The sequence below is a fragment of the Kribbella rubisoli genome (genome assembly GCF_004217145.1).
GTDB lineage: Bacteria > Actinomycetota > Actinomycetes > Propionibacteriales > Kribbellaceae > Kribbella > Kribbella rubisoli.
Window position 1 is genome coordinate 1 of sequence record NZ_SHKR01000019.1, and the last position, 23,594, is coordinate 23,594.

Annotated in this window: 25 protein-coding genes; 9 read left to right on the forward strand and 16 right to left on the reverse strand. The window is 66.8% G+C overall.

Going from position 1 to position 23,594, the window contains the following annotated elements; genetic code table 11:
• On the forward strand, positions 1 to 917 hold a 917-nt coding region (locus EV645_RS40085; protein WP_206751468.1), incomplete at its 5' end, for a hypothetical protein.
• 530 nt (positions 918 to 1,447) lie between these two features.
• Here EV645_RS40085 and EV645_RS40090 read toward each other — a convergent pair.
• From EV645_RS40090 to EV645_RS40110, 5 genes are all read right to left on the reverse strand, one after another.
• Complete coding sequence (locus EV645_RS40090) at positions 1,448 to 2,332, reverse strand: carbohydrate ABC transporter permease (protein ID WP_130450305.1); 885 nt, start codon at positions 2,330 to 2,332, stop codon at positions 1,448 to 1,450.
• Complete coding sequence (locus EV645_RS40095; protein WP_130450307.1) at positions 2,332 to 3,300, reverse strand: carbohydrate ABC transporter permease; 969 nt, start codon at positions 3,298 to 3,300, stop codon at positions 2,332 to 2,334. The genes EV645_RS40090 and EV645_RS40095 overlap by 1 nt, the downstream gene beginning before the upstream one ends.
• Positions 3,297 to 4,580 (reverse strand): ABC transporter substrate-binding protein, encoded by a 1,284-nt coding sequence (locus EV645_RS40100; RefSeq protein ID WP_130450309.1) that lies wholly within the window; start codon positions 4,578 to 4,580, stop codon positions 3,297 to 3,299. Before EV645_RS40100 ends, EV645_RS40095 begins: the two co-directional genes overlap by 4 nt.
• A 207-nt stretch (positions 4,581 to 4,787) precedes the next feature.
• Entirely contained in the window at positions 4,788 to 6,923 is a 2,136-nt protein-coding gene (locus EV645_RS40105) for a 3-hydroxyacyl-CoA dehydrogenase NAD-binding domain-containing protein (RefSeq protein ID WP_130450311.1), read from the reverse strand.
• Positions 6,920 to 8,140 (reverse strand): acetyl-CoA C-acetyltransferase, encoded by a 1,221-nt coding sequence (locus EV645_RS40110; protein ID WP_130450313.1) that lies wholly within the window; start codon positions 8,138 to 8,140, stop codon positions 6,920 to 6,922. The genes EV645_RS40105 and EV645_RS40110 overlap by 4 nt, the downstream gene beginning before the upstream one ends.
• A gap of 62 nt (positions 8,141 to 8,202) precedes the next feature.
• Between EV645_RS40110 and EV645_RS40115 the strand changes: the two genes are divergently transcribed.
• Positions 8,203 to 8,937: a MerR family transcriptional regulator gene (locus tag EV645_RS40115; protein ID WP_242000959.1), complete on the forward strand. Its 735-nt coding sequence runs from the start codon at positions 8,203 to 8,205 to the stop codon at positions 8,935 to 8,937.
• Here the strand turns inward: EV645_RS40115 and EV645_RS40120 are convergent.
• The 3 genes from EV645_RS40120 to EV645_RS40130 are packed head-to-tail and all read right to left on the reverse strand — an operon-like array spanning position 8,934 to position 10,524.
• Complete coding sequence (locus tag EV645_RS40120) at positions 8,934 to 9,200, reverse strand: DUF6510 family protein (RefSeq protein ID WP_130450315.1); 267 nt, start codon at positions 9,198 to 9,200, stop codon at positions 8,934 to 8,936. The genes EV645_RS40115 and EV645_RS40120 overlap by 4 nt on opposite strands.
• A complete protein-coding gene (locus EV645_RS40125) occupies positions 9,197 to 9,958 on the reverse strand; it encodes a ferredoxin reductase (RefSeq protein ID WP_130450317.1) in 762 nt (253 codons plus the stop codon). The genes EV645_RS40120 and EV645_RS40125 overlap by 4 nt, the downstream gene beginning before the upstream one ends.
• Entirely contained in the window at positions 9,928 to 10,524 is a 597-nt protein-coding gene (locus EV645_RS40130) for a sulfite oxidase-like oxidoreductase (RefSeq protein WP_130450319.1), read from the reverse strand. Before EV645_RS40130 ends, EV645_RS40125 begins: the two co-directional genes overlap by 31 nt.
• Before the next feature lie 159 nt (positions 10,525 to 10,683).
• Here EV645_RS40130 and EV645_RS43270 point away from each other — a divergent pair, with 159 nt between their 5' ends.
• The 3 genes from EV645_RS43270 (at position 10,684) to EV645_RS40140 (ending at position 12,518) form a co-directional block, all read left to right on the forward strand.
• On the forward strand, positions 10,684 to 10,815 hold the full coding sequence (locus tag EV645_RS43270) for a hypothetical protein (protein ID WP_277877161.1): 132 nt from the start codon (positions 10,684 to 10,686) through the stop codon (positions 10,813 to 10,815).
• Between the two features lie 180 nt (positions 10,816 to 10,995).
• Positions 10,996 to 11,784 (forward strand): GAF and ANTAR domain-containing protein, encoded by a 789-nt coding sequence (locus EV645_RS40135; RefSeq protein ID WP_157997271.1) that lies wholly within the window; start codon positions 10,996 to 10,998, stop codon positions 11,782 to 11,784.
• Positions 11,784 to 12,518 carry a GAF and ANTAR domain-containing protein gene (locus tag EV645_RS40140; protein WP_130450323.1) on the forward strand — a complete coding sequence of 245 codons (735 nt, stop codon included), beginning with the start codon at positions 11,784 to 11,786 and terminating at the stop codon, positions 12,516 to 12,518. The genes EV645_RS40135 and EV645_RS40140 overlap by 1 nt, the downstream gene beginning before the upstream one ends.
• Before the next feature lie 256 nt (positions 12,519 to 12,774).
• Here EV645_RS40140 and EV645_RS40145 read toward each other — a convergent pair whose 3' ends face one another.
• The 5 genes from EV645_RS40145 to EV645_RS40165 are packed head-to-tail and all read right to left on the reverse strand — an operon-like array spanning position 12,775 to position 17,098.
• On the reverse strand, positions 12,775 to 13,917 hold the full coding sequence (locus tag EV645_RS40145) for an acyl-CoA dehydrogenase family protein (protein WP_130450325.1): 1,143 nt from the start codon (positions 13,915 to 13,917) through the stop codon (positions 12,775 to 12,777).
• 15 nt (positions 13,918 to 13,932) lie between these two features.
• Complete coding sequence (locus EV645_RS40150; RefSeq protein ID WP_130450327.1) at positions 13,933 to 15,042, reverse strand: CaiB/BaiF CoA transferase family protein; 1,110 nt, start codon at positions 15,040 to 15,042, stop codon at positions 13,933 to 13,935.
• Positions 15,043 to 15,076: 34 nt separating this feature from the next.
• Positions 15,077 to 15,466: a DUF4345 family protein gene (locus tag EV645_RS40155; RefSeq protein WP_130450329.1), complete on the reverse strand. Its 390-nt coding sequence runs from the start codon at positions 15,464 to 15,466 to the stop codon at positions 15,077 to 15,079.
• The gene (locus EV645_RS40160) at positions 15,463 to 16,188 is read right to left on the reverse strand and encodes an SDR family oxidoreductase (RefSeq protein WP_130450331.1); all 726 of its coding nucleotides are present in this window, start codon (positions 16,186 to 16,188) and stop codon (positions 15,463 to 15,465) included. The genes EV645_RS40155 and EV645_RS40160 overlap by 4 nt, the downstream gene beginning before the upstream one ends.
• A 16-nt stretch (positions 16,189 to 16,204) precedes the next feature.
• Complete coding sequence (locus EV645_RS40165) at positions 16,205 to 17,098, reverse strand: RNA polymerase sigma-70 factor (RefSeq protein ID WP_130450333.1); 894 nt, start codon at positions 17,096 to 17,098, stop codon at positions 16,205 to 16,207.
• A 10-nt stretch (positions 17,099 to 17,108) separates the two neighbouring features.
• Between EV645_RS40165 and EV645_RS40170 the strand changes: the two genes are divergently transcribed.
• From EV645_RS40170 to EV645_RS40185, 4 genes are read left to right on the forward strand one after another with little or no spacing between them, the layout of a single operon-like run.
• Positions 17,109 to 19,907, forward strand: a complete 2,799-nt coding sequence (locus EV645_RS40170) for a type IV secretory system conjugative DNA transfer family protein (RefSeq protein WP_130450335.1) — start codon at positions 17,109 to 17,111, stop codon at positions 19,905 to 19,907.
• 53 nt (positions 19,908 to 19,960) lie between these two features.
• Positions 19,961 to 20,281, forward strand: coding sequence for a hypothetical protein (locus EV645_RS40175; RefSeq protein WP_130450337.1), 321 nt, complete (start codon positions 19,961 to 19,963; stop codon positions 20,279 to 20,281).
• Positions 20,282 to 20,314: 33 nt separating this feature from the next.
• A complete protein-coding gene (locus EV645_RS40180; RefSeq protein WP_130450339.1) occupies positions 20,315 to 20,662 on the forward strand; it encodes a hypothetical protein in 348 nt (115 codons plus the stop codon).
• Complete coding sequence (locus EV645_RS40185) at positions 20,652 to 21,188, forward strand: hypothetical protein (RefSeq protein WP_130450341.1); 537 nt, start codon at positions 20,652 to 20,654, stop codon at positions 21,186 to 21,188. The genes EV645_RS40180 and EV645_RS40185 overlap by 11 nt, the downstream gene beginning before the upstream one ends.
• 19 nt (positions 21,189 to 21,207) lie before the next feature.
• Here the strand turns inward: EV645_RS40185 and EV645_RS40190 are convergent, their stop codons facing one another.
• The 3 genes from EV645_RS40190 to EV645_RS40200 all read right to left on the reverse strand — a co-directional run bounded on the left by EV645_RS40190 (position 21,208) and on the right by EV645_RS40200 (position 23,585).
• Positions 21,208 to 21,465 carry a hypothetical protein gene (locus EV645_RS40190; protein WP_130450343.1) on the reverse strand — a complete coding sequence of 86 codons (258 nt, stop codon included), beginning with the start codon at positions 21,463 to 21,465 and terminating at the stop codon, positions 21,208 to 21,210.
• A gap of 108 nt (positions 21,466 to 21,573) precedes the next feature.
• The gene (locus EV645_RS40195) at positions 21,574 to 22,137 is read right to left on the reverse strand and encodes a DinB family protein (protein WP_242000960.1); all 564 of its coding nucleotides are present in this window, start codon (positions 22,135 to 22,137) and stop codon (positions 21,574 to 21,576) included.
• On the reverse strand, positions 22,134 to 23,585 hold the full coding sequence (locus tag EV645_RS40200) for a cobyric acid synthase (protein WP_130450345.1): 1,452 nt from the start codon (positions 23,583 to 23,585) through the stop codon (positions 22,134 to 22,136). The genes EV645_RS40195 and EV645_RS40200 overlap by 4 nt, the downstream gene beginning before the upstream one ends.
• Positions 23,586 to 23,594: the final 9 nt, after the last annotated feature.

A 23,594-nucleotide genomic window follows, 5' to 3' on the forward strand; every position in this document is an offset into this window, starting at 1 on the left:
CGGATCCCCACACCAACCGACGACCAACCATGACAACCAGCACGGGGTCCACTTTCAACCGCCGCAAAGGGGTCCGTTTTCAACCGTCGTTGACAGAGGCGCCCGATGTCGCGGATGCCGAGGCCTTCTGGTCCTGGGTCGACTATGCCTGTGAACGTGACGCCCATCTGAAATGGGACGGCGTGGATCCGGAACTACTGGCAAGGGCCGAACGCGTTGGCCTGCACATCGAGACGTCTGCACCGGTACGGAAAAGCCTGCACCACTCCGACCGAGTCCGCGACGAGCTCACCCGTCACTACGGCTGGCGCCCTGAGAACTTCGCGGGCGGTGCCGAGTGGGGAGCGCTGATGAAGGAGTTTCACACTGTGATGGACTCGGCGACCAGCACTCACTTCAATGTCGCCAAGAAGGCATCCACCGAGGCGTGGGCATTCGAGGTGGCTCGCGAGCGCCTGAGAGACCGAGAGCAGAAGGCTCGCGACGACCTGACGGCGGTGAGTCGGCCATCGGTTGAGTTGGCGGAACGAACTGTGCGTAGGTCGCCCAGCAGCGCTGCGAGAAGCCTGGTGGATGCCGCGCAGAGACTCGACATTGCGGTCGAGGCCGCGCGACTTGTACGCGACCTCATAGATTCGGCGGGCGTGTCCAATGCCGAGGAAGTACTCCGGGGCATCAAAGCAGAGGCCGCGGACCGCACCGCACAGTTCGAGAGGCTAGTTGACGAGTTGATGGAGTACGCGGTCTGCCGCTACTGCAGCCACGCCATAGCGCGGGTTGGGGACGCTGCTTGGCGCCATTCCGCCAAGGCACCCATGTCCCGGGGCTGCCGTGCGGCCAGTTTCGATCGCGATGGCACTTGGGACGATTCGCTCGAGCGAGCCTGGAAGGCGGCCCCGCCGAAGACGTATCGATGAGTTCTATGCGCGGATGTAGGCAGGTCCTATGGCGTGACCGCAAGCAGATCTCGATCTACGACCCCCGGGGGCGAGTTCGATACCTATGCCTGAGGTGGGCGTTCGGCAACGGACTCGCACCCGCGGCCTACACGACTACGACCGCTCAAAGGCCCACATGCGAGCAAGCGGTGACATCATCTGCCCGAGGCAACAGATGCGGCCTCGCCGGAGGCGCCCCGAGTTCAGTCCTCGCGCAGCGGTCGGTTGGACGCGCCATGGGTGGGACGGCGGGAGCCTGGTGGACTACCCGCCCGTCCGTGCGATTCGCCGGAACGATCGCACGGGCGCGACATACACGCCGCCCCAGGCGGCCAATAAGACAGCCGCCGCGAAGCGGTGTCCTTTGGACGGTGAGCGGCATGGCGCGGCGGGGAGCCTGGTGGACTCCCCGCCTGGTCGTGCGATTCGCCGGGGCAGCTGCCCGGTAGACGGATTCGCTCGCCGCCGGAGGCGGCTAACAAGACAGCCGCCGCGGAGCGGTGTCCTTTTTAGTCTTTGATGCCGGATTGGGTTACGCCCTGGATTAGGTAGCGCTGGAGGAAGGCGAAGATGAGTACCAGCGGGAGGATCGAGACCGCTACCGCCATGAAGAGTTCGTGGATGTTGATGGTTTGGGCTGTGATGAACGTCGACATCGCGACCTGGATGGTCCATGAGGACGAGTCCTGGCCGATGACGAGTGGCCAGAGGAACGAGTTCCAGTTGCCGATGAAGGTGATGGCGGCCAAAGCAGCGAAGAACGGCAATGAGTTCGGTACGACGATCCGCCAGAACACGCCGAAGTACCCGGCGCCGTCAACGCGCGCCGCTTCCTCGAGCTCGCGTGGGAAGCCGAGGAAGTACTGCCGGAACAGGAACGCCGCGAACCCGCTGAACAGCGTCGGGATGATCAGGCCACGCAGCGACGACACCCATCCGAGCGACGACACCACGATGAACGACGGGATGAAGGTGACCGCGCCCGGGATCATCAGTGTGGCGACGATCGCGTAGAAGATCTTGTCCGCGTGCCGGTAAGGGATCCGCGCCAACCCATACCCAGCCATAGATGCCAACAGCAACTGTCCCGCCGTACCCAGGACGCCGACAACTGCGGAGTTGTACAGCGCCCGCGCCATCGGGACCTGGGTGTCGTCGAAGAGTTCCTTGATGTTGCTCCACTGCAGATGCGTCGGGAACAACGTCCACGCAGGCGCCGTGATGTCGGCCTCGGTGGACAGCGCGTTGCGGAGAATCAGGTAGAACGGCAGCAGGAACAGCACGACCGCGATGAACAGCGCGATCCACCGCAGCACCATCCCGACCCGGCCCCACCCACTTTGGGTGAAGCCGATCGGTTGCGGCGTTCCCGTCGTACGCTCAGAGACTGCCATCAGTCGCCCGCCTTTCCGAAGCCGAAGATCCGGCTCTGCAGCAGCGTCACGATCATGATGATGACCGCCAGGATCAGCGCGCCGGCCGAGCCGTGCCCGAGGTCCTGGATCGAGCCGAGCGAGATGCCGTACAGGTAGACCAGCGGCGGCCGCGCGTAGTTCACGTTGCCGATCAGGTTGTAGAACTCGTCGAACGCCTGGTACGCCGCGATCAAGTTGAGGATCAGTACGGCGACCGACGTCGCCCGGAGCTGGGGCAGCGTGATGTACCGGAAGACCTGCCACCCGGGCTTGGCCCCGTCGACGTACGCCGCCTCGTACAGCGTCGGCGAGATCCGCTGCAGCCCCGCGATGAACAGGATCATGTAGAACCCGAGCTGAAGCCACAACCGGACGGTGACCAGCGGGAGCCAGTACCACGGCGGTGAGACGGTCGAGAGCCACGCGATGTTGTCGATACCGAACCAGCCGAGCACCGTGTTGGCGAGGCCGAACCGGACTCCGTTGAAGATCGACAAGCGCCAGATCAGCGACGCGACGACGTACGAGCAGGCGGTCGGCAGGAAGAACACCGACCGGAAGAACGCCCGCGCGATCTTGACCTGGTTGACCAGCAACGCCAGCACGAGCGACAGCACGAACGTCAGCGGCACGATGAACACCGCGAAGATCGTGAACGTGCCCAGACTCGACAGGAAGTTGTGGTCGGTGAGCATGTCGATGTAGTTGCGGAGCCCGACGAACTTCGACGGCGTCGCGGTGTTGTAGGCCTCGAAGAAGCTGAGGACCAGGCTCCAGATGATCGGCAGGTACGAGAAGATCAGCAGGCCGAGCACGAACGGCCCGACGAACACCCAGAACCACAGGGTGTTGCCGGCGATCCCCTTCTGCCGGCGCCGCCGCGGTCTCCGCCGCTCACCAGTGGTGACGGAGTCCGCGGCCGACGGCGTCTTGGTCGGAGCGCTCATCCGAACAACCGGGAAAGCTCAGCGTTGACTGTCTTCTCGGCTTTCGCGATCTCGGCGGCGGGGTCGGCTCCCTTCTTGATGACGTTGGTCAGCATGTCGCCGAACGCCGTGCCCATCTTCGGCGTCCACGCCGGGTTGTCGGTGTAGCCGTGGTCCTGGGTCAGCTTGACCGTGTCGGCGGCGACGCCGCTCTGCAGCTTGGAGGCCTTGGCCGCGAGGCTCTTGCGCGGCGGAATGTGGAAGCCGTAGTTCAGCGACCAGTCCTCCTGGTACTCCGACTTGTCGATCCACAGCCACTTGACGAACTTCTTCGCCGCGTCGACGTTCGGGCTCTTCGCGGAGACGAACTGCGTCCACCCGCCGGAGTACACGGCCGGCTGGGCCTGCGCGTCGAGCTTCGGGAACGGGATGACGCCGATGTCGTCGCCCAGCGCCTTCTGCATTCCCGGCACCGCCCACATGCCGATGAACTGCATCGCCACCAGGCCCTGGTTGATGGCGGTCGGGTCCCACCAGTCCGTCGGCGCGCCGAGCAGGACGCTCTTGCTCGCGTACAGCTCGTGCAGTTTGCCGAAGGCCTGGGCGGCTCGGGCATCGGTGAAGCCGGGCTTGTTGTCCTTGGTCAGGAACTCACCGCCGGACGAGTACAGCGCCGGACCGCCCATGACGTTGCCGCCGTCGTTGCCGACGAAGATGCCCTTCACCTTGTTCGTGGTGAGTTCCTTGGCCGCGGAGATCAGGTCGTCGATCGTCTCCGGCGGCTTGATTCCGGCCTTGTCCAACAGGCTCTTGCGGTAGTAGATGACCTGCGGGTCGATGATCATCCGGATCCCGTAGATCTTGCCGTCGAGCGTGTTGGTGGCCAGGTCGCCCGGCTGGAAGTCGTCCTTGACGTCAGCCATGATGTCGTCCAGCGGCACCACCTGGTTGCTCTTCACCATGGCGATGTTGAAGTGACCCTCGAAGACGTCCGGGCCCTTGCTGGACAGCAGGCCGGACGCGAGCTTGGCGTCGTAGTCACCGGGGGTCCACTGCACCGCCACGTTCGCGTCGGTGTAGGCCTTGGCGTACCTCTGCGCGGCCTGCTGAGTGCCCGTCTCGCCGTACTGGTGGTACCACTGCGACAGGTTGACCTTCTCCCCGCCGCCTCCGCCCCCTGAGGACGGTCGGCCGGTATTACCGCCGCAGGCCGCGGTGAACGCGGCCAGTGCGGCCAGTCCACCGGTCCGCTTGAGTAGATCCCGCCGGGACAATCCGGCGTTCGGAACATGAGCAGGCATGAATTCCACCTTCCCGAGAGGGAACGTCGCAGGGGTACGACGCACGGTTCCGAGTTACTTAACGACGTTAAGCATCTCTGAGTTGGCACAACTACTACAGGTCAATCGTTGTAGAAGTGCCTAGCACGATGACTCAAAAGTGCGCTGCGCGCAAGACCGGACTGCGACCTTCTTTGTTTGAATGTGTGGAATGTTGTCAGGCCGTGATCACGTAAACATCTCACCGGCGGCTGACTGTCGGACCAGCAGTTCCGGCGGCTCGAAGCGTGCACCGTATACAGCGGCCAATTCGCGCGACCGGGCAACGAAAGCTTGCAGTCCGTAGGCGTTGACGTACTGCAGCGCGCCTCCGTGCAGCGGCGGGAACCCGATGCCGAAGATCGATCCGATGTTGGCATCAGGCACCGATCGGAGTACGCCCTCGTCGAGACACTTCACCGTTTCGAGCGCCATCGCGAACAACATCCGCTCCTGCAGATCGATCAGCGGTACGTCGTTGTCATGGGCGAAGTGCTCCCACAGTCCTGGCCACAAACGCTTCGGGCCGTCCGACGGATAGTCGTAGAACCCCGCACCCGCGGCCTTACCGCGACGGTCGAACTCATTGACCAGACGATCGGCAACCGCCATCCCGGGATGATCGTCGAATGCACCGGCACTGTCGCCGGCCGCGCGAGCCGCGTCGCGGATCTTCTGCGGCAGGGTCAGCGTCACCTCGTCGAGCATCGCCAGCGGCGGCGCCGGGAAGCCGGCCTGGGTCGCGGCCCGCTCGATCATCACCGGGTCGACACCTTCGGCAACCATCGCGGCGCCTTCCATCACGAGCGTGCCGAAGACCCGCGACGTGAAGAACCCGCGGCTGTCGTTGACCACGATCGGCGTCTTCTTGATCTGCCGTACGACGTCGTAGGCGCGCGCGATCGTCGCGTCGGACGTCTTCGAACCCACGATCAGCTCGACCAGCGGCATCCGGTCCACCGGCGAGAAGAAGTGCATGCCGATGAAGTCGTCCGGCCGGTCGATCCCGTCGGCGAGCGAGGTGATCGGCAGCGTCGACGTGTTCGAGCAGAGCAACGCGTCCGGTTCGACCACGCCGGCGATCTCCGCGAACACCTTCTGCTTGAGACCCGCGTCCTCGAAGACGGCCTCGATCACCAGGTCGCACCCGGCCAGATCGTTCGGGTCCCCGGTCGGCGTGATCCGGCTGAGGAATTGCTCGACGTCCGAAGCAGACATGCGCCCCTTCGACACCTGCTTCGCCAGCAGCTTCTCGGAGTACACCTTGCCCTTCGAAGCGGCGTCCAAGGAGACGTCCTTCAGCACCACCTCGATGCCCACCTTCGCGCACACATACGCGATCCCCGCGCCCATCATCCCGGCGCCCAGCACCCCGACCTTGCGGGCCGCGAAGCGAGGTACGTCGGCCGGCCGCGACCCGCCGGCGTTGATCGACTGCAGGTCGAAGAAGAACGCCTGGATCATGTTCTTCGCGATCTGCCCGGTGGCCAGCGAGACGAAGTACCGCGACTCGATCCGCGAGGCCGTCGCGAAGTCGACCTGGCTGCCCTCGACCGCCGCGCTCATGATCGCCCGCGGCGCCGGGTACGGCGCGCCCTTGAGCTGCTTGCGCAGGTTCGCCGGGAAGGCGGGCAAGAACGCGGCCAGCTTCGGCGAGGACGGCGTACCGCCCGGGATCTTGTAGCCATCCCGGTCCCAGGGCTGCTTGGCGTCACCGTCGTACGCCGTGATCCACCGGCGCGCCGCGTCCAAAAGATCGTCGGCGGCGACAACCTCGTCCACGATCCCGACCGACAATGCGTGCGCGGGCTTCATCCGCTGGCCCTGCAGCAGCACCTTCATCAGCGCGTCCTGCAGCCCGAGCATCCGGACCGTGCGGGTCACTCCCCCGCCGCCGGGCAGCAGACCGAGCGTGACCTCGGGTACGCCGAGTTCGATGCGGTTGTCGTCGGCAACGATCCGGTGATGGCAGGCGAGCGCGATCTCCAGCCCGCCACCGAGCGCGGATCCGTTGATCGCGGCAACGACCGGAATACCCGACGTTTCAAGGGCTCTGAGCTGCCGCTTGACCTCCTCGACGGTCTCGAACACCTGCGCCGCATCCGACGGCTGGATCTGCGACAGCATCTGCAGGTTGCCGCCGGCAAAGAAGGTGGACTTGGCGCTGGTGATGACGACGCCGCGCAGCGACTCCTTCTCGGCCTGCAGCCGCTCGACGGCCGAGCCCATCGCCGCCAGATACGCGTCGTTCACCGTGTTCGCCGAGGCGGACGGGTCGTTCAGGGTCAGCGTGACGATGCCGTCGGAGTTGGTCCAGTCGATCATGCCGCAAGCCTCTCGATGATCGTCGCGACGCCCATCCCGCCGCCGACGCACAGGGTGGCCAGTCCGTACCGGAGCTCGCGCCGCTCCAGCTCGTCCAGCAAGGTTCCGATCAGCATCGCGCCGGTGGCGCCGAGCGGGTGACCGAGAGCGATCGCGCCGCCGTTCACATTCACCTTCTCATGCGGTACGCCGAGATCCTTCATGAAGTGCATGACCGCCGCGGCGAACGCCTCGTTCATCTCGAACAGGTCGATATCGCTCGCTTCCAGCCCGGCGCGAGCCAGCGCCTTCCGGGCGGCCGGCGCCGGGCCGGTCAGCATGATGGTCGGATCCGCGCCGCTGACGCCGACTGCGACCACGCGGCCGCGGGGCGCCTGACCGAGCGCCTCGCCGGCCTTCTCGTTGCCCACAGCAACCAGCGCGGCGCCGTCGACGATGCCTGACGAGTTGCCCGCATGATGCACGTGCTCGATCCGCTCGACGGTCAGGTACTTCTCCAGCGCGACCGAGTCGAACCCGCCGTGCTCCCCGATCGCCGCGAACGACAGCGGCAGCCCGGCGAGCGTCTCGACCGACGTACCCGGCCGGACCAGTTGGTCGTGGTCCAGGATCTGCAGACCGTTGCGATCCGTCACGGGTACGACGGAGCGCGCGAAGTATCCGTTCGCCCAGGCCTTCGCGGCGCGGGCGTGCGACTCGGCGGCGTACGTGTCGACGTCGGTCCGCGAGAAGCCGTCGATGGTCGCGATCAGGTCCGCACTGATGCCCTGCGGGATGAAGCCGGTCTCGAGCGCCGTCTCCGGATCCATCGCCCACGCGCCGCCGTCGGAGCCCATCTTCACGCGCGACATCGACTCGACGCCGCCGGCGAGGATGAAGTCCTCCCAGCCCGATCGCACCCGTTGCGCCGCCTGGTTGACCGCCTCCAGGCCGGATGCGCAGAAGCGGTTCAGCTGTACGCCGCCGGTCGTCTCCGGATAGCCGGCCATCAGGACGGCGGTCCGCGCGATGTCCATGCCCTGGTCGCCGATGGGCGTCACGACCCCGAGGACGACGTCGTCGATCGCGGTCGCGTCCAGATCGGGATGCCGCGTCCGCAGCTCCTGCAGCAAGCCGGTGATCAGCTGGATCGGCTTGACCTCGTGCAACCCGCCGGTCGGTTTGCCCTTGCCGCGCGGTGTCCGGATCGCGTCGTACAGAAACGCTTCGCTGGTCATGGACCCGATTGTGACAGTTGCACTGTCATGATGGTCAAGTGCGGGTCGTTATGATCTCCGCCATGTCGGATGTCTCGGGGGACGACGCCACCCTGACAGTTGATGAACTGTCGGCGCGCGTCGGAATGACTGTGCGCACTTTGCGCTTCTATGCGGGCCGGGGCCTGATCCCGCCGCCGATCAGACGCGGGCGGGTCGGGTACTACGGACCTGAACACATCGCGCGCCTCGACCTCGTGCGCGAACTCCAGGCGCACGGTTTCACGCTCCAGGCGATCGAGGGTTACCTCGACCGGATCCCGGTCGACGCGACCCCGCAGGACATCGCGCTGCACCGCACGCTGCTGACGCCGTGGATGCGCGACCTCCCCGAAACGCTCGACCGGACGGCGCTGGTACGGCGTACCGGCCGGGAGCTCACCGACGACGACATCGAGATGCTGGTCGCGCTCGGAGTGGTCGAGCCGACGCCGGACGAGGACGTGTTCCAGGTCGCGACCGCACACCTCAGCCTCGGCGTCGAGCTGCTCGACCTGGACCTGCCGGTCGAGGCAGTGCTGGACGCCGGACGCATCTTCACCGAGCACGGCCGCGCGCTCGCCGAGGAACTCACCGAGGTCTTCCGCACCAAGGTCTGGCCGCACTACCGCGACTCCGGCGGCCCGCCGGAGCACATCCAGCACCTGGTCGAACGCTTCAAGCCCGTCACGATCCAGGGGTTGGTGCTCGCCTACGAACGAGCCGTCGGCGAGACCCAGCGCGACACGATCCGCCGGACCCAGAGCAAACCTCGTTAGGAGTTCGGGACCCGCAGGTAGGTCAGGCCCCGAAGGTCGAGGTACGTGTCGTTGGGCGTGGTGACGATGCGCAGGAGCACGGAGTCGCAGCCCGGGCAGCGGGCCACCATGCCTGGGGCGTCGACGAAGACGTGCGCCTCCGCGAAGACGGCCGTGTGGCCGCAGCCGTTGCACTGCGCGATGGCCGCGGTCAGGTCGACGGCGAACAACTCACTCAGCGACCCGGCGGCAGCGTTGCCGTCCAGATAATTGGTCTCACTCATCGCGAGTCTCCTGTCGGTCCGAATCGTTCTGTCCGCACACGCGCCGGATCGTGTCCCGCGGCGACCAGCAGATCCGCCACCGTTTCCACGAACGGCGTCGGCCCGCACACGTACGTCGTCGCGCCGTCCTCCGGCTTGAACGCGTACTGCGAGATCACGTCGGCATCGATCCGCCCGACCCGCGGCTCCCCCGCCGGCGCATCCCGCGTGTACACCAGCCGGACGTCGACGTCGTCCGACGAGGCGAGCTCTTTGAGGTCGCTCACGTAGATCACGGACTCCGGACGTCGGACGGAGTACAGCAGCCGGAACGGCGTCGTACTGCCGGCCGAGGCGTGCGAACGCAGCATTGCCCGCAGCGGGACGACACCCGATCCCCCGCCGATCAGCTGCACCGGCCCGTCCTGCTCCGGTTTCCACACGAACCAGCCGCCGACCGGTCCGCGGATCTCGAGCGGATCGCCGACGTTGATCACGTCGACCAGGTACGGCGAGACCTCGCCGTCAGGCACCTGCTCGACCGTCAGCTCGATCGTCGAACTGTCCGACCCGCTCCACGCCGAGGCGATCGAGTACGACCTCGATGCCCGGTATCCGTCGGGCGCGGTCAGCCGCACGTCGAGGTGCTGCCCGGCGAGATGCCCCGGCCAGTCCGGTACCTCGAGCACGATCGTCCGCGCCGTCTCGGTCTCACGCCGTACGTCGGTGACGGTGCCGACCTGCCAGGTCAGTCGCCGGCGTATCGCTGTTCTTTCCATGGGTCTCCGTACTCGTGGTAGCCGGCCGTCTCCCAGAAGCCGAGGTCCTCGGTGTCGGAGAGCACGAGACCGCGGACCCACTTGGCGCTCTTCCAGAAGTACAGGTGCGGGACGAGCAGCCGGGCCGGTCCGCCGTGCTCGGGGTCCAGCGGCTCGCCGTCGTACTCGTAGGCGATCCAGGACTGCCCGTCGAGCAGGTCGTCCATCGGCACGTTCGTCGTGTAACCGCCGTAGCTGTGTGCCATCGCGTAGTCGGCGCCGGTCTCGACGTCCGCAAGCAGCGTGTCGAGCGAGACGCCCTTCCAAGTCGTCTCCAGCTTCGACCACCGGGTCACGCAGTGGATGTCCTTGGTGATCTCCTCGGCCGGCAACGCCATCAGCGCGGCCCAGTCCCACTTGTACTTCTCACCCGTCTCGCTGGTGACGGTGAACTCCCAGTGCTCCGGTAGCACATGCGGTGTCGGCCCGGCCGACAGAACCGGGAACTCACGGGTCAGGTACTGCCCGGGCGGAAGCTCTGTCCCGCTCCGCCGCCGACCGGTGAACCCCGGAGAAACGATGCCCATGGCGACCTCCCTCGATTCCTGAAGGCAGTCAACCATGACAGAACGACCCGCGCGACAGGACGACGCCGAGCAGGCCCCGAGGAGTACAATTGGCAGCCTGGCGCTACCCCGGACCTCGGTAGCTTCGCGCATCGCCGATCGGTCCGGGAGGCCCCCGTCATGAGCGAGTGGTACGGCGTACGCGCCGCCGTGGTGAGCGAGAAGTCCGTACGCACACGACCCGGCGAGTCGACGTCGCCGGAGTCCGAGGCCGAGGTGCCGCCGGGCGAGGAGCCGACGGCCGACGAGTGAGAATCGCGGCAGCGGGTACGGGAAGGCCTCTGGCGGGTGACGCCGGCGGATCACGGACCCGGCGCAGACTCGCCGCGGTGAACACAGTGGGTGGCGCGCGACGCGATGATCAGAAGTTGTGCGGTCCGACCGCTAGGGTGGACCATCCGCCCCGCGGCGGTTCGAATCTGGACGGAACGGGTGGATCACGAGCGCAGCGCCAGAGTGTGGGGGGCGATCAGAGCTGTTGCCAACGGCGATGACTCTTCGCTCTCGTTGCTGCACGCAGTGACGGCCTGTGCGCAGGTGCTGTCCGCTGCCGGCGCCGGGCTCGCCCTGACGAGTAGCGGCGGGATGCTCGAGCCGTTGCTGGCCACCGATGCCGAGATCGGCGAGCTGGACGAACTGCAGTCCTCCTTGGGTGAGGGCCCGAGCGGCGACGCGATCTCCGCCGGCGCGCCGGTGCTCGAGACCGATCTGGCCGGCCTCAACGCCGGCCGCAGGTGGCCGTCGTTCTCGGCGGCCGTGGCCGGCCGAGGAATGCACGGCGCGTTCGCCTTCCCGGTCGCCGCCGGGGCCGCCAAGGTGGGCGTGCTCAGCGTGTACCGGCGGCAGGCCGGGCCGCTGCGGGCCGAACAACTACAGGATGCGCTGGTGTTCGCCGACGCGGTGTTCGTTCTCGCCCTCGACCAGCGTCACGGCGTCAGCGCCGACCTGGACGAGATGATCGAGGCCGCGTTCACCGCCCGGCGTGCCGAGGTGCACCAGGCCGCGGGACGCCTCGCGGCACAGGAAGGCGTCAGCGTTGCCGATGCGCTGGCGCTGCTGCGGGCCCACGCCTACAGCAGCGGTCAGCCGCTGCACCGCGTCGCCGCCGACGTGATGTCCGGAAGCCTCAAGCTCGAGAGTGGCTCGTCCCCACCCGGCGGACCGACCGATCCGAAGGAGCTGGACCCTGACCACGCCGAGAACGAACAGGAGGAGGACTGATGAGCGCAACTGACCGTAGAGTGCGCGAGGTGTTCATCGAGCTGTCGGACACGCTCGTCGACGATTTCGACATCATCGAGTTCCTGGACCGCCTCGCAGCCCGGTGCAGCGAGTTGCTGGGAGTTTCGGCCTGCGGCATCCTGCTGGCCGACCATCACGGCGTACTGAACCTGGTTGCGGCCTCCACCGAACAAGCACGCCTGGTCGAGCTGACCCAGCTGCAGAACTCCGAAGGTCCCTGCCTGGACGCGTTCAGCACCGGACATCCGGTGCAGCACCCGGACCTTCGGGACGCCCGGGGCCGGTGGCCGCGCTTCACCGCGGCCGCCATCGGGGCCGGCTATCTGTCTGTGCAGGCACTCCCGATGCGGCTCCGCGACAAGGTGGTCGGGGCGGTGAATCTGTTCAGCAGGTCGACCGGCCAGCTGGACGCCGACACGATCACCCTCGGGCAAGCACTGGCCGATGCCGCAACCATCGGCATCGTTCACCAGCGCGCCATGGCCAGGCAGGAGGTCGTCACGGAGCAACTGCAGACGGCCCTCAACAGCCGGGTGCTGATCGAGCAGGCGAAGGGATTCCTCACCCACAGCCTCTCGATCGACGTCGACGAGGCCTTCGTCGTACTGCGGCACTATGCGCGCGCCAACAGTCGCCGGCTGACCGACGTCGCCGACGATGTCGTCCAGGGCCGCCTCACCATGAGCGCACTCCGATCGGTGACGCCTGGATAGCCCATTGTCACGCCCGGCGGGTGGCAGCCCTGGCGTGCTGCCGGTTTGCCCGCTACGCTGAGGCCGCCTGTTCAGGCATGCCCCAGACCCCGGCGCCCAATGTGTCGCGCCACTCGGGAGGGGTTGGCACGGCACGGTGCCACTCAGCTTCGGTCTCATTCCACCGCACTGCTGACAGTTCAGGCGCAGGCTCCGTCTCGCCGCGGAGGCCTGCGGACGACTACCTGCCGGCACCTCACCGGCAGGTAGTTGTCCGCTACACGCCCATCGTCCGACCGATGATTTCTTTCATGATTTCCGTAGTGCCGCCGTAGATGGTCTGGATCCGGGTGTCCAGGTAGGCCTTGGCGATCGGGTACTCCGTCATGAAGCCGTAGCCGCCATGGAGCTGCAGGCAACGATCGACGACCTTCTTCTGCAGCTCCGTGGTCCACCATTTCGCCATCGCGGCCTCGGCAACGCTCAGCGTGCCGGCATTGAGCTCCTGGACGCAGCGATCAACGAAGACACGGGCGATCTGCGTCTCGGTGGCGAGTTCGGCCAGTACGAAGCGGCTGTTCTGGAACGAGCCGATCGGGCGGCCGAACGCCTTGCGATCCTTCACGTACCGCAGGGTGTCCTCGAGCATGTTCTCGCAGGCGGCAGCCGCAACCACGGCGATGGTCAGGCGTTCCTGCGGCAACTTCTCCATCAGGTAGATGAAGCCCTTGCCCTCCTCACCGAGCAGATTCTCCGCGGGCACCCGTACGTCGTCGAAGAACAGCTCGGCGGTGTCCTGTGCCTTCAGGCCGATCTTGTCGAGGTTCCGCCCGCGCTCGAATCCGGGCATACCGCGCTCGACCACGAGCAGCGAGATGCCTTGCGCACCGGCCGCCGGATCGGTCTTGGCGACCACGATCACCAGATCGGCAAGGATGCCGTTGGAAATAAAGGTCTTCTGGCCGTTCAGCACGTAGTGGTCACCATCGCGACGTGCGGTGGTCTGGATGCCTTGCAGGTCGCTCCCGGCGCCCGGCTCGGTCATCGCGATCGCGCTGATCGTCTCCCCCGCGCAGAACGCAGGCAGCCAGCGCGCCTTCTGCTCAGGCGTCGCATAGTCGAGCAGGTACGCCGAGTTGATGTCGGTGTGGATGGTGAAGCCGACCCCACTCGCACGGACCCGGGTCAGTTCCTCGATCAGCACGGTGTTGAACCGGAAGTCGCGCACCCCGCCCCCGCCGTACTCCTCCGGCATCATGAAGCCGAGCAGACCCGCACCGCCGGCAGCGGTCCACAGCTCGCGCGGGACGATCCCGGCTTCCTCCCAACTGTCGTGGTGCGGGACGATCTCCTTCTCGCAGAAGGCGCGAACGGTCTCCCGGAAGGCATCGTGATCGGCGTCGAAGAGCTGACGTTCCACGGGCGGATTCCTCTCTCAGTTCTGTACGGCGGCGCCGGATTCCAGCACGGTGTCGATATCGGCGATGCCCCAGTCGGTCAGGGCCTCGCGGGTGTGCTCCCCCGGACGCGCGGGCGGTCGATCCAGGCTGGTCGGCGTACGGTCGAAGCGTGGGGCGGGCGCGGGCTGCCGGACGCCGTGATGGTCCACAAAGGTGCCTCGGGCAACGAGATGCGGATGGTCGGCGGCGAGTGGCAGGACGGGCGCGACGCAGGCATCGGACCCGGCGAAGACCTCGGTCCACTCGGCCTGTGTTCGCTGCTTGAACGTCTCGGTCAGCACCTTGCGCAGTTCCGGCCACTGCGCCGGATCGTTGCGATCGGGTACGTCGACCCCGAGCTTCTCGATCAGCTCGGTGTAGAACTGCGGCTCGAGCGCACCGACCGAGACGTGCTTCCCGTCGGCAGTTTCGTAGACGTCGTAGAACGGCGCACCGGTATCCAGCAGGTTCGTCCCGCGCTCCTGCCGCCACGACCCGGCTGCGAGCGCACCGAGCAGCATCGTGGTCAGATGCGCCGACCCGTCGACGATCGCCGCGTCGACCACCTGCCCCTGCCCGCTGTGCAGCGCCGCGAGTACGCCGATCACCAGATAAAGCGATCCGCCAGCGAAGTCGCCGAGCAGGTTGGCCGGCACCTGCGGCGGTCCGCCGGCCCTGCCGATCAGGTGCAACGCACCCGACAGGGCCAGGTAGTCGATGTCGTGTCCGGCCGTCTGCGCGAGCGGACCGTCCTGGCCCCAGCCGGTCATCCGCCCGTACACGAGCCGCGGGTTGATCGCGTGGCACTCCTCCGGCCCGAGACCGAGCCGCTCGGCGACACCGGGCCGGAACCCTTCGATCAGTACGTCGGCCTGCGCGACAAGCCGGCGTACGACGTCTACCGCCGCGGGTTGCTTCAGGTCGAGCGCCGCGCTCCGGCGACCGCGGTTGAGCAGGTCGAGCTCCGGCGGGCCGAGCGACAGGCTGCCGCCGGGGCGATCGATGCGCAGTACCTCGGCGCCGAGCTCGGCCAGCATCATGCACGCGAACGGCGCCGGACCGATCCCCGCCAGCTCGACCACCTTGACGCCCTCGAGTGGACCCATGGGCGCTATTGTGACAGTTCTACTGTCACAGTCGTCAAGTCAACTTGCGAACTCCCAGCAATGCACTGGCAGGCAGCACGAACATCAGGGTCACGACCACCCCGAGCACGATCGACCAGCCGACCTCGCCGTGCTGCAGGTGACTGAGGTGGAGGACCATGTGCGGCAGCGCGAACGCGACGTACGCCAGCAGGGCGACGCCCGCGAGGTAACGTTCGGGCCGGATCGCCGCGGCGGCCAGCACGATCGCCAGACCGAGCGACGCACTGCCGAAGTCGCGGAAGGCGTGCTCGCTGAAGGGCGGATCCCAGTCGACTGTCGGCACGTTGTCGTAGAACGACTCCGGCAGGAACGTCAGCCAGACGCCGAGGACCAGCTGGAGCGCGGCGAAGATCACGAGCACCGTGCGAACGTAGGTCCTCATCCCAGGTGCTCCGCGAACGTGATCCGCCCGTACGCCGGGCCGTCCACCATCGCGTCGCCCGCAGCGAAGGCGCGGAACACCTTGCCGCCCAGGCGGACCGGCACGATCGGGCGCCGCGAACCCTTCGCCCGCTTCCAGATCCGGGCCAGCTCCGGCACCCAGAGGCGCTCGGGCCCGCCGATGTCGGGCGCCCGCCCCTTCACCGGCGGCGCGCCGACCAGCTCCGTCAGCCGGGTGGCGACGTCCTCGACGGCGATCGGCTGCATCATCATCTTCGGCGCGACCACGACGGGGAGATAACGCTGGGCGCCGAAGACCTGGGCGACCAGGTCGTGGAACTGGGTGGCGCGCAGGATCGTGTACGGCACGCCCGACTCCTCGACCAGCCGCTCGACCTCGAGCTTCGCCCGGTAGTAGCCGAGCGGGATGCGGTCGATCCCGGCGATCGACATCACCACGAGGTGCCGCAGCCCGGCTACGGCCCCGAGCAGGTTCCGGGTCTGCTGCGCGTCCTGGCCGCGCGCGCTGGTGGCGAGATGCACAACCACGTCGGCGCCCTGGACCGCGGCAGTCAGCCCTTCGCCGGTGGTGAGGTCGGCGACGACATGTTCGGGTCCGGCCCGTCGGCTGAGCACGCGTACCTGGTGTCCGGCCGCGCGGAAGGCGTTCACAGCCGGCCGGCCGAGGCGACCGGTCCCGCCGGTGACGAGAAGGGAAGTCATCTGGTGTCCTTTCGGTTCACCAGCTCAGATCCGACAGCCCTCCGATTTGTGACAGCTGGGCGGCGGCGAAAATGAGTTTGTCCGGATTCAGCACGAACCGGAGGTCGCTCACACCCTCCGGACCGGCCTCGATGAAGCACACCGCCATCAGCCCGTCGGCGCTTTCGGCGACGAGCACCGGCTCGCCGTTCGCCTCGGCGAACCGCATGACGAAGCCCGCGCCGAACTTCTGCAGCGTCCCGATCAGGTAGCGCGCCACCAGGGTCCGGCCGACGACCGGGTTCCGGGCCGCGATCACCTTGCCGCCGCCGTCCGCAGTGGAGACGACGTCCTCGGCCAGCAGACGCTCGAGCTGCTCGATCTCGCCCGACTGCGCCGCTGCCAGGAAGCGGTCCACGAGCTCGCGCCAACGGACGCGGTCGACCGGGTGCCGACGGTCGGTCGCCACCCGTTTGCGAGCGCGGGACAACAGTTGCCGCGCGTTGGCTTCCGTCGTACCGATCAGCTCGGCCACTTCGCGATGGCTGTACCCGAACGCTTCATGCAGGACGTACGCCGCACGCTCGGCCGGAGTCAGCCGCTCCAGCAAGAGCAGCAGCGCGAACGACACCGAGTCCCGCTCGGCGACCACCCCAAGCGTGTCGAACTCGGGCCGCCCCGTCAGCACCGGCTCCGGCAACCACTCCCCGACGTACAGCTCGCGCCGGGCTCGCGCGGACGTGAGCTGCTTGATGGACAGGTTGGTGACGATCTTCGCGAGATACGCGTCCGGATCCCGCACCGACGTACGGTCCGCGTCCTGCCAGCGCAGCCAAGCATCCTGCAGGATCTCCTCGGCGTCGGTCGCCGTCCCGGTCATCCGGTACGCAATCCCGAACAGCCGTCCGCGCAGACGCTCGAAGTGATCCATTCGGACAGTCTTGCGCAACCGACCCGCCAGCAATGGGGTCTCTCGCTCACTTCTCGGCATCGAGGATATCGGGTACGGAACGGGCAACTTCGGCCTTCAGATCCGCGAACACGGCATTCACCGCCTCGCGATAGTCCGGGCAGTTCGCCTCAAGCCACGCGAGCGAAGCCTCCTCGTCACCTGCGTCGACCAACTGCTCGAACTCCCTCATCGCTTCCGCAGACAGTGTGGACGCGAGGAGCACGCCGACGCGCAGCTCCATTGTGGAGTACATCTGCTCAAGGAATGCCTTCTTAGTCTCCGGGCTCAGCGATCCGAGCCCAAGCTGGTCCAGCAGTTCGGTGTCCAGTTCCAACATCTGCAGGCCTCCCAGCGAGCTTTCTCGCTTCGCAGTGTCGAAGACGCCGACGCGGCCGACAAGCGCTGTCATGCATCTGCTTCGGCAGGCATGAGAATCGTTGCGGCCGTCGCTCCGTTAGGCGAACCTCACCGCATGAAGCCTTTCTGGGCGCTGCAAATCATCTCCCACCAGGGGTCGATGACACGGCAATCGCTGTCCAACCAACTGTTGCTTCTCAAGGCATTGGCGAACATGCCACGAGGGGTCGCTTTGACCTGGCGTCTGGAAGCGGTTCCGCACCCCAAACCGTCGTCGGTTGGAGCGCGGATGTCGTTGATCTGCTCTGCGCCCGAGAACCTAGAGTTGGCGCCGGCTTCGCTGCTGGAACTGGAGAACATCGCGAGCGTGGCGCTGGCCGCCGGGTACAGCCTGTCGCGAGACCGGCACCCGACCGCTGCGACCCAGCGATCTCGGCGGTACTTGGTACCCGATGGCACGGCTCTTCCGGTGAAACCGGACTGGGCTGTGCTCGTCGACCTAGTCCGGCACCGCGGTACGCCGATCGCCATCGACATCAGCTGCACAGCGACCGGGCTCCCATCGGAGAGCATGGCGACAGTACCCGCGCAACTGGGAGATCTGTCCGCGTTTGACTTCGATCCGGGACTGCCCTTTTTGGCGAGCCTGCACAGCAGCGACGGGGCCGCAGGGCTCAGCCTCGAGGTCTCCGTGGCTGCCAAGCGTCTCGTGGACCCTGGGCTCCTGCACCTCATCGGACACAGCGTGCTCGGGCTGCCGGTGCGGATCTGCACTGGCCGCGAAGTCCAGCGCACGTTGCCGCCGGTCTACTCGCCAGAGCTGGCACTCCGAGCCTGGCACGCACCCTACGGCCCGTTACAGGGCCGGGGAATACAGAGCGGCCCGACGACAATCCCTGCTGCACATGATCTGTCGGACGTGGACGGCGCGACGCTCGGCACGACCAGCGTGCAGGGCCCGGACTGGGACCGTGCATCCGCGGTACGTATCTCAGAGGAGGAGCGTCTCCGGCATCTGTACATCGTCGGCAAGACAGGTTCCGGCAAAACCAATCTGATGAAGCTGATCGCCGAGCAGGACATCAGGGCCGGGTACGGCGTTGCGGTGATCACGCCGCACGGAGATCTCATCGATCACCTACTCGACACCGTCGGCGACCGGGCCGGCGATGTCACGCTGCTCGACTTCGGCGACCCGGACGCCATACCGCTCCTCAATCCGTTGACCTTGGACACCCACGGACAGACCGAGTACGTCGAGAGCACCGCGCGGGTCGTCGATCTCTTCGCCAAGCGGACATTCAACCAGTTCGCGGGGCCGGTCTTTGCCGACTCGGTCCGCTTGGCGCTCGAGACCACCGCCGCGCTGGTACCGAAGACCGGCGCCTACCCGACGCTTGCGGCGGCGATCGAGATCGTGAAAAGCGACAAGCTGCAACGCTGGGCAAGTTCCGCGGTCAAAGAGGTCCGGCCCGATCTCGGTGAGGAATGGACTCGACTGTTCAACATGCGCGGCTCCGAGCTGGCCGAGACCTCGCGCTGGGTGACAGCGAAATTCAACGACCTGGGTCCACACTCCGCGCTGCGCGCGATCACCACGCAACTGACTGACAGCCCGCTGTCCATCCGTGACATCTACCGGCAGAACAAGATCCTCCTGGTTCGGCTGCCTGATACACACATGCCGGCGGCAACCGCGTCGGTGCTCGGGGCCTTGATCTTCGACCGGCTCTTCCAGGAGGCACAGCTGAGTGGTCATGACGCGAGACGTCCCTTCTACGTCCACGTAGACGAGTTCCAGCGGTTCGTGACGACCGACCTCGAGGAGTTGGTAGCGGAGGCCCGCAAGTTCAGACTCGGCCTGACGATCGCTCACCAGAACCTCCGGCAGCTCGAAGCATTTTCGCTGTACGAGGGCGCCACGAGCTCCCGCCTGGCCGACGCAATCTTCTCGAACGTCGGCACCCTGATCGCGATGAAGACCGCCGGACGGGACGTCGCACGCTTCGCCGAGGAACTCTCGCTCCGGGAATCCGACGTCCGCAGTCTAGGTCGGGGCCACGCGTTCGTTCGAACCGGGCATCATGGCGAGGACCTGACCTGCTCGATCGCGATCCGGCTCGCCACCGCGACCGCTGCCCCCACAGTCCGAGCAGCGATCCGACAACGGATGCTCGCCGACGGCATCTGCCGGCCGCGTGCCGACCAGGACCAAGGGGCCGAAAACCTCCTGGTCAGCCTGCGCGATCTCGCTACCACTCGCAAGCAGATCAAGCCCGCCGCAACTGCAGTTCCCAGCGACCTGTTCGAGGACACCGGCCGCTCGACGACAAGCACCTTCGTCGACGAATGGAAGGCCAAGCGCCGCCGGACGGCAAGCACCGAGCCGCCAGCCACCGTCTCGGAACCCGACCAAGCGGAGGCAGGCTGAGCCATGCCTTGGCCTGGCACACCACCACTACGAGGAGGATCCGGGAGATGTCAATGAACACGCCCGAGACCGATACCGCCAACTATGTCGAGGCACTGTTCCGGATTGAGACCTCAGTCTGGTCGAAATACGAGGAAATCGCCCGCGATCTAGGTATTACCAGCAACGAAATCATCGCGCTCAGTATCACGGAGCTGCACTCGCGGCTCATCAATGTGAAGGAAGGGCGTCTGCTGCTGTCGATCTCGGCGGACGCGCGGTTCTACACATCGACCCTGGAGATGCACCTGGCCGAGGCAGACCCGGTCTACGCCCGCGTGCTGAAGGATCTCAATGCCCTCCCGATCGGGCCGGCTGACCAAGACGATCACTAACCAGTCGAGACGACGAACGTGAGGACGTCCGCCATGTCAGACGACAACGGCCCTAAGACGCCGGAGCAGGAGGCGAAGGCACGTGGTGAAGCCGCCAAGCGCGCCCTGCGCGCGCAAAAGCGGAGAAGCCTGCTCCGGCTCGGTCGGGACGGAACATTTGTCACAAGGAAGGGATTGAAGAAGCGGCCCGGCCAGGTGGTGATCCCCAAGGACGCGTACAACCGCTGGGCCGACAACCGGAACGACGTACTGGAGATTCCGATCTTCGTTCTGGACTTCGGTTGGGCTGTTCTGGTAGTCCCGACGACGGAGGCCGATCGGTTCATCGAGGATCTCAAGATCGACCACTCCCGACTGAAGCCGCCGCGCCATGGACGATGACGTGGTTGCCGCGCAACTGGCCATCGACAGGTATGCGCTGCTTGCGTTGCTACAGGATGGTGAGCTTCGCACCTCGGACGGCAAAGAGATCCGCGCGACGCAGGAGTACGTCGTGCTGCCCAACGAGTACGCCGCCGTGTTCAAGGCCGCGCTGGAGGCCCGGCTCGACCACGCGGGGGCCTGCGCCGGCGACCTGCACGACATCGCCGAGATCATGCTTCAGCCCTGTCCATGCACCGAGGGGTGGGTGCCGGCGCTCGAGCCGTCCTTCCTCTCCGCCGCGTTGCCTGTTCCCGTTCGCATCGCGCAGACACCGGCGGCCTCGCTCGGGTGGCGGGTTCGGCTCCGGAGCGCGATGGATTCGATAACCGAGGCCGAGGCAGCGCTACTGGCCGGTCTCCTCCACCTCCGGCTTCCGCTCGTTGCTTGTGTTCCCGGGTTGTCTCCACCCACCCTTGAGTTCCTGGCCGACATCGCTGTCGAGGTCATCGACCTCAGCCACGCCTGTCCGAACCACGACAGCTGAGCCGCGTGCTCGATCGGAGTTACCACGGCAGGTGATCCAGCCACATCGCGACGGTGTGCCACTTGATTGCGGCTCCCGCCGACACGGCCGTCAGGGACAGCCCCATCACAATCTTTCGCCGTCCTCGAGGCACTGTTCTCCGGCCACCGTCGTCCTGCGCCCCGACCGGATCCATCCGGCGTAGGAATGCCAGCCGCAGTGTGACCCCGAGTCCGTCCTTGGCCGCCTCCATACTCCGCTGGTCGCGTGGGTCCTCGACCTTCTTCATCGCTCCCATGCGGCACCTCTTCCTCGCGCCAGGCCCTTGTCTTGCTACGAGGATCACGGCCATGCCGGTCCGGTGTCGATCTGCGTCATGGCCGGCCTTAGGGCAGTCATGCGCGAGCTAGCGCGCCAGGAAGGTCTCCGCGGCTCGCTGGATCGTCGTGTAGTACTCCGTCCAGCCGGTTTCGTCGAGCAGGTCGGCGTCCTTGCCGCCCTGGCCGTCGATCAGTTCACGGACGATGTCGGCGTGGCCGGCGTGGTGTGCGGTCTCGTCGACGACGCGGACGAGCAGCGCGCCGAACGTCGTACTGCGGTTGCCCTCGGCCCAGTGCGGGACTTCGGCCGGGTGATCCAGGTCGAAGTCGGCGATCGAGCGGTCGCTGTGTGCGCAGGCCTCGATGTAGAGGCCGGTGAGATACTCCGTGGACTCGTCCGGCTTGGCCCACATGTCGGCGCCTTCCCAGACCGAGCCGTCCGCCTCCCAGGGCAGCTGTTCGGCCGGCGGACGGCCGACGCTGGTCCCGAGGTAGACGTACTCGATCCCGACCAGGTGCTTCACCAGCCCGAGCAGGTTGGTGCCGGACGGGACCATCGGACGGCGGCGGTCGTACTCGCTGAGCCCTTCGAGCTTGGCGAGCATCAAGGCGCGGGTGTCTTGGAGGTAGTCCTGCAGGTCGGTCTTCACGGGGCTCCTGGTGGCACGAAGGGAACGGGCGGGGCGCCGTTCTCGATCAACCGCATGAGGGCGGCGGTGTCGGCGTACTCCTCGATCAGGTCGGCGAGACGGTCCAGTCGCTCGGCGCGGAGTCCGGCGAAGGAGACGGAGCCGTCGGGCGCGGGCTTGCCGGTCAGGCTCGCCACCTCGGTGAGGAAGGCGTGCCGCGCGGCGTCGTCGTCGAGCAGACCGTGCCAGATCGTGCCCCAGGTGTTGCCGCTGCGGCAGCCACCTGGGAATGCATCCGCCTCTCCCGTCACCTCGACCACCCCGTGGTGGATCTCGTAGGCCGTCGCCGTGGGTCGCGCCAACGTCTTCTCACGCACAAAAGTGGTTGCGACGGGCAACAAATTCAGGCCGGGGTGATCGCCGCCCGACTCGACTGAATGGGGATCGGAGACGAATGATCCGAGCATCTGGTACCCGCCACAGATCCCCAGAACTGGAAGGCCTGCGGTGACCCTGGCTGTGATGGCGTCGGCCAGGCCGTTCGAGCGGAGCCAGGCCAGATCGGCGACCGTGGCGCGGGAGCCGGGGAGGACGACCAGGTCGGCGTCGCGGATCTCGGCGGGGCTGGTGGTGAAGAAGACGCTGTTCGTCGGCTCGACCGCGAGCGCGTCGAGGTCGGTGAAGTTGCTGATCCGCGGGAAGCGCACGACCGCGATCGTCAGCAGGTCGCCCGGCGAAGTACGTCGTACCGGGATGTCGAGCGCGTCCTCCGAGTCCAGCCACAACTCGGGCAGCCACGGCAGGACGCCGTACGTCGGGCGGCCGGTGACCGAGGCGAGCATGTCGATCCCCGGCTGCAGGAGCGACACGTCGCCGCGGAACTTGTTCACCAGGAACCCGCTGATCAGGGCCTGATCGGCCGCGTCGAGCAACGCCACCGTGCCGAACATCGACGCGAACACTCCCCCGCGGTCGATGTCACCGACCACGACGACCGGCGCCCTCGTATGCTGCGCGAGCCCCAGGTTCACGTAGTCGGACTGGCGCAGGTTGATCTCGGTCGGACTGCCCGCGCCCTCGCTGATCACCACGTCGTACCTCGACGCGAGATCGTCGTACGCCGCGAACGCCGCCTTGGCGAGCTCGGCCCGCTCGGTCAGGAAGCCCCGCGCGCTCAGCTCGCCCCACGGCCGGCCCATCAGCACGACGTGGCTGCGCCGATCACTGCCGGGTTTGAGCAGCACCGGGTTCATCGCCGCCTCGGGTTCGGCGCCCGCGGCAACGGCCTGGATCCACTGCGCCCGGCCGATCTCGGTGCCGTCGGCGCAGACCATCGAGTTGTTCGACATGTTCTGTGCCTTGTACGGCGCGACCCGCACGCCCTGCCGGGCCAGCCAGCGGCAGATGCCGGTGACCACGGTTGTCTTCCCGGCATCCGACGTCGTACCGGCGATCAGCAGCGAACCCACGCCGTCATC

Coding starts and splice junctions, on each gene's coding strand:
- EV645_RS40090 (WP_130450305.1), bottom strand. CDS start 2,332: ATGGCAGTCTCTGAGCGTACGACGGGAACGCCGCAACCGATCGGCTTC.
- EV645_RS40095 (WP_130450307.1), bottom strand. CDS start 3,300: ATGAGCGCTCCGACCAAGACGCCGTCGGCCGCGGACTCCGTCACCACT.
- EV645_RS40100 (WP_130450309.1), bottom strand. CDS start 4,580: ATGCCTGCTCATGTTCCGAACGCCGGATTGTCCCGGCGGGATCTACTC.
- EV645_RS40105 (WP_130450311.1), bottom strand. CDS start 6,923: ATGATCGACTGGACCAACTCCGACGGCATCGTCACGCTGACCCTGAAC.
- EV645_RS40110 (WP_130450313.1), bottom strand. CDS start 8,140: ATGACCAGCGAAGCGTTTCTGTACGACGCGATCCGGACACCGCGCGGC.
- EV645_RS40115 (WP_242000959.1), top strand. CDS start 8,203: ATGTCGGATGTCTCGGGGGACGACGCCACCCTGACAGTTGATGAACTG.
- EV645_RS40120 (WP_130450315.1), bottom strand. CDS start 9,200: ATGAGTGAGACCAATTATCTGGACGGCAACGCTGCCGCCGGGTCGCTG.
- EV645_RS40125 (WP_130450317.1), bottom strand. CDS start 9,958: ATGGAAAGAACAGCGATACGCCGGCGACTGACCTGGCAGGTCGGCACC.
- EV645_RS40130 (WP_130450319.1), bottom strand. CDS start 10,524: ATGGGCATCGTTTCTCCGGGGTTCACCGGTCGGCGGCGGAGCGGGACA.
- EV645_RS43270 (WP_277877161.1), top strand. CDS start 10,684: ATGAGCGAGTGGTACGGCGTACGCGCCGCCGTGGTGAGCGAGAAGTCC.
- EV645_RS40140 (WP_130450323.1), top strand. CDS start 11,784: ATGAGCGCAACTGACCGTAGAGTGCGCGAGGTGTTCATCGAGCTGTCG.
- EV645_RS40150 (WP_130450327.1), bottom strand. CDS start 15,042: ATGGGTCCACTCGAGGGCGTCAAGGTGGTCGAGCTGGCGGGGATCGGT.
- EV645_RS40155 (WP_130450329.1), bottom strand. CDS start 15,466: ATGAGGACCTACGTTCGCACGGTGCTCGTGATCTTCGCCGCGCTCCAG.
- EV645_RS40160 (WP_130450331.1), bottom strand. CDS start 16,188: ATGACTTCCCTTCTCGTCACCGGCGGGACCGGTCGCCTCGGCCGGCCG.
- EV645_RS40165 (WP_130450333.1), bottom strand. CDS start 17,098: ATGGATCACTTCGAGCGTCTGCGCGGACGGCTGTTCGGGATTGCGTAC.
- EV645_RS40175 (WP_130450337.1), top strand. CDS start 19,961: ATGAACACGCCCGAGACCGATACCGCCAACTATGTCGAGGCACTGTTC.
- EV645_RS40180 (WP_130450339.1), top strand. CDS start 20,315: ATGTCAGACGACAACGGCCCTAAGACGCCGGAGCAGGAGGCGAAGGCA.
- EV645_RS40185 (WP_130450341.1), top strand. CDS start 20,652: ATGGACGATGACGTGGTTGCCGCGCAACTGGCCATCGACAGGTATGCG.
- EV645_RS40190 (WP_130450343.1), bottom strand. CDS start 21,465: ATGGGAGCGATGAAGAAGGTCGAGGACCCACGCGACCAGCGGAGTATG.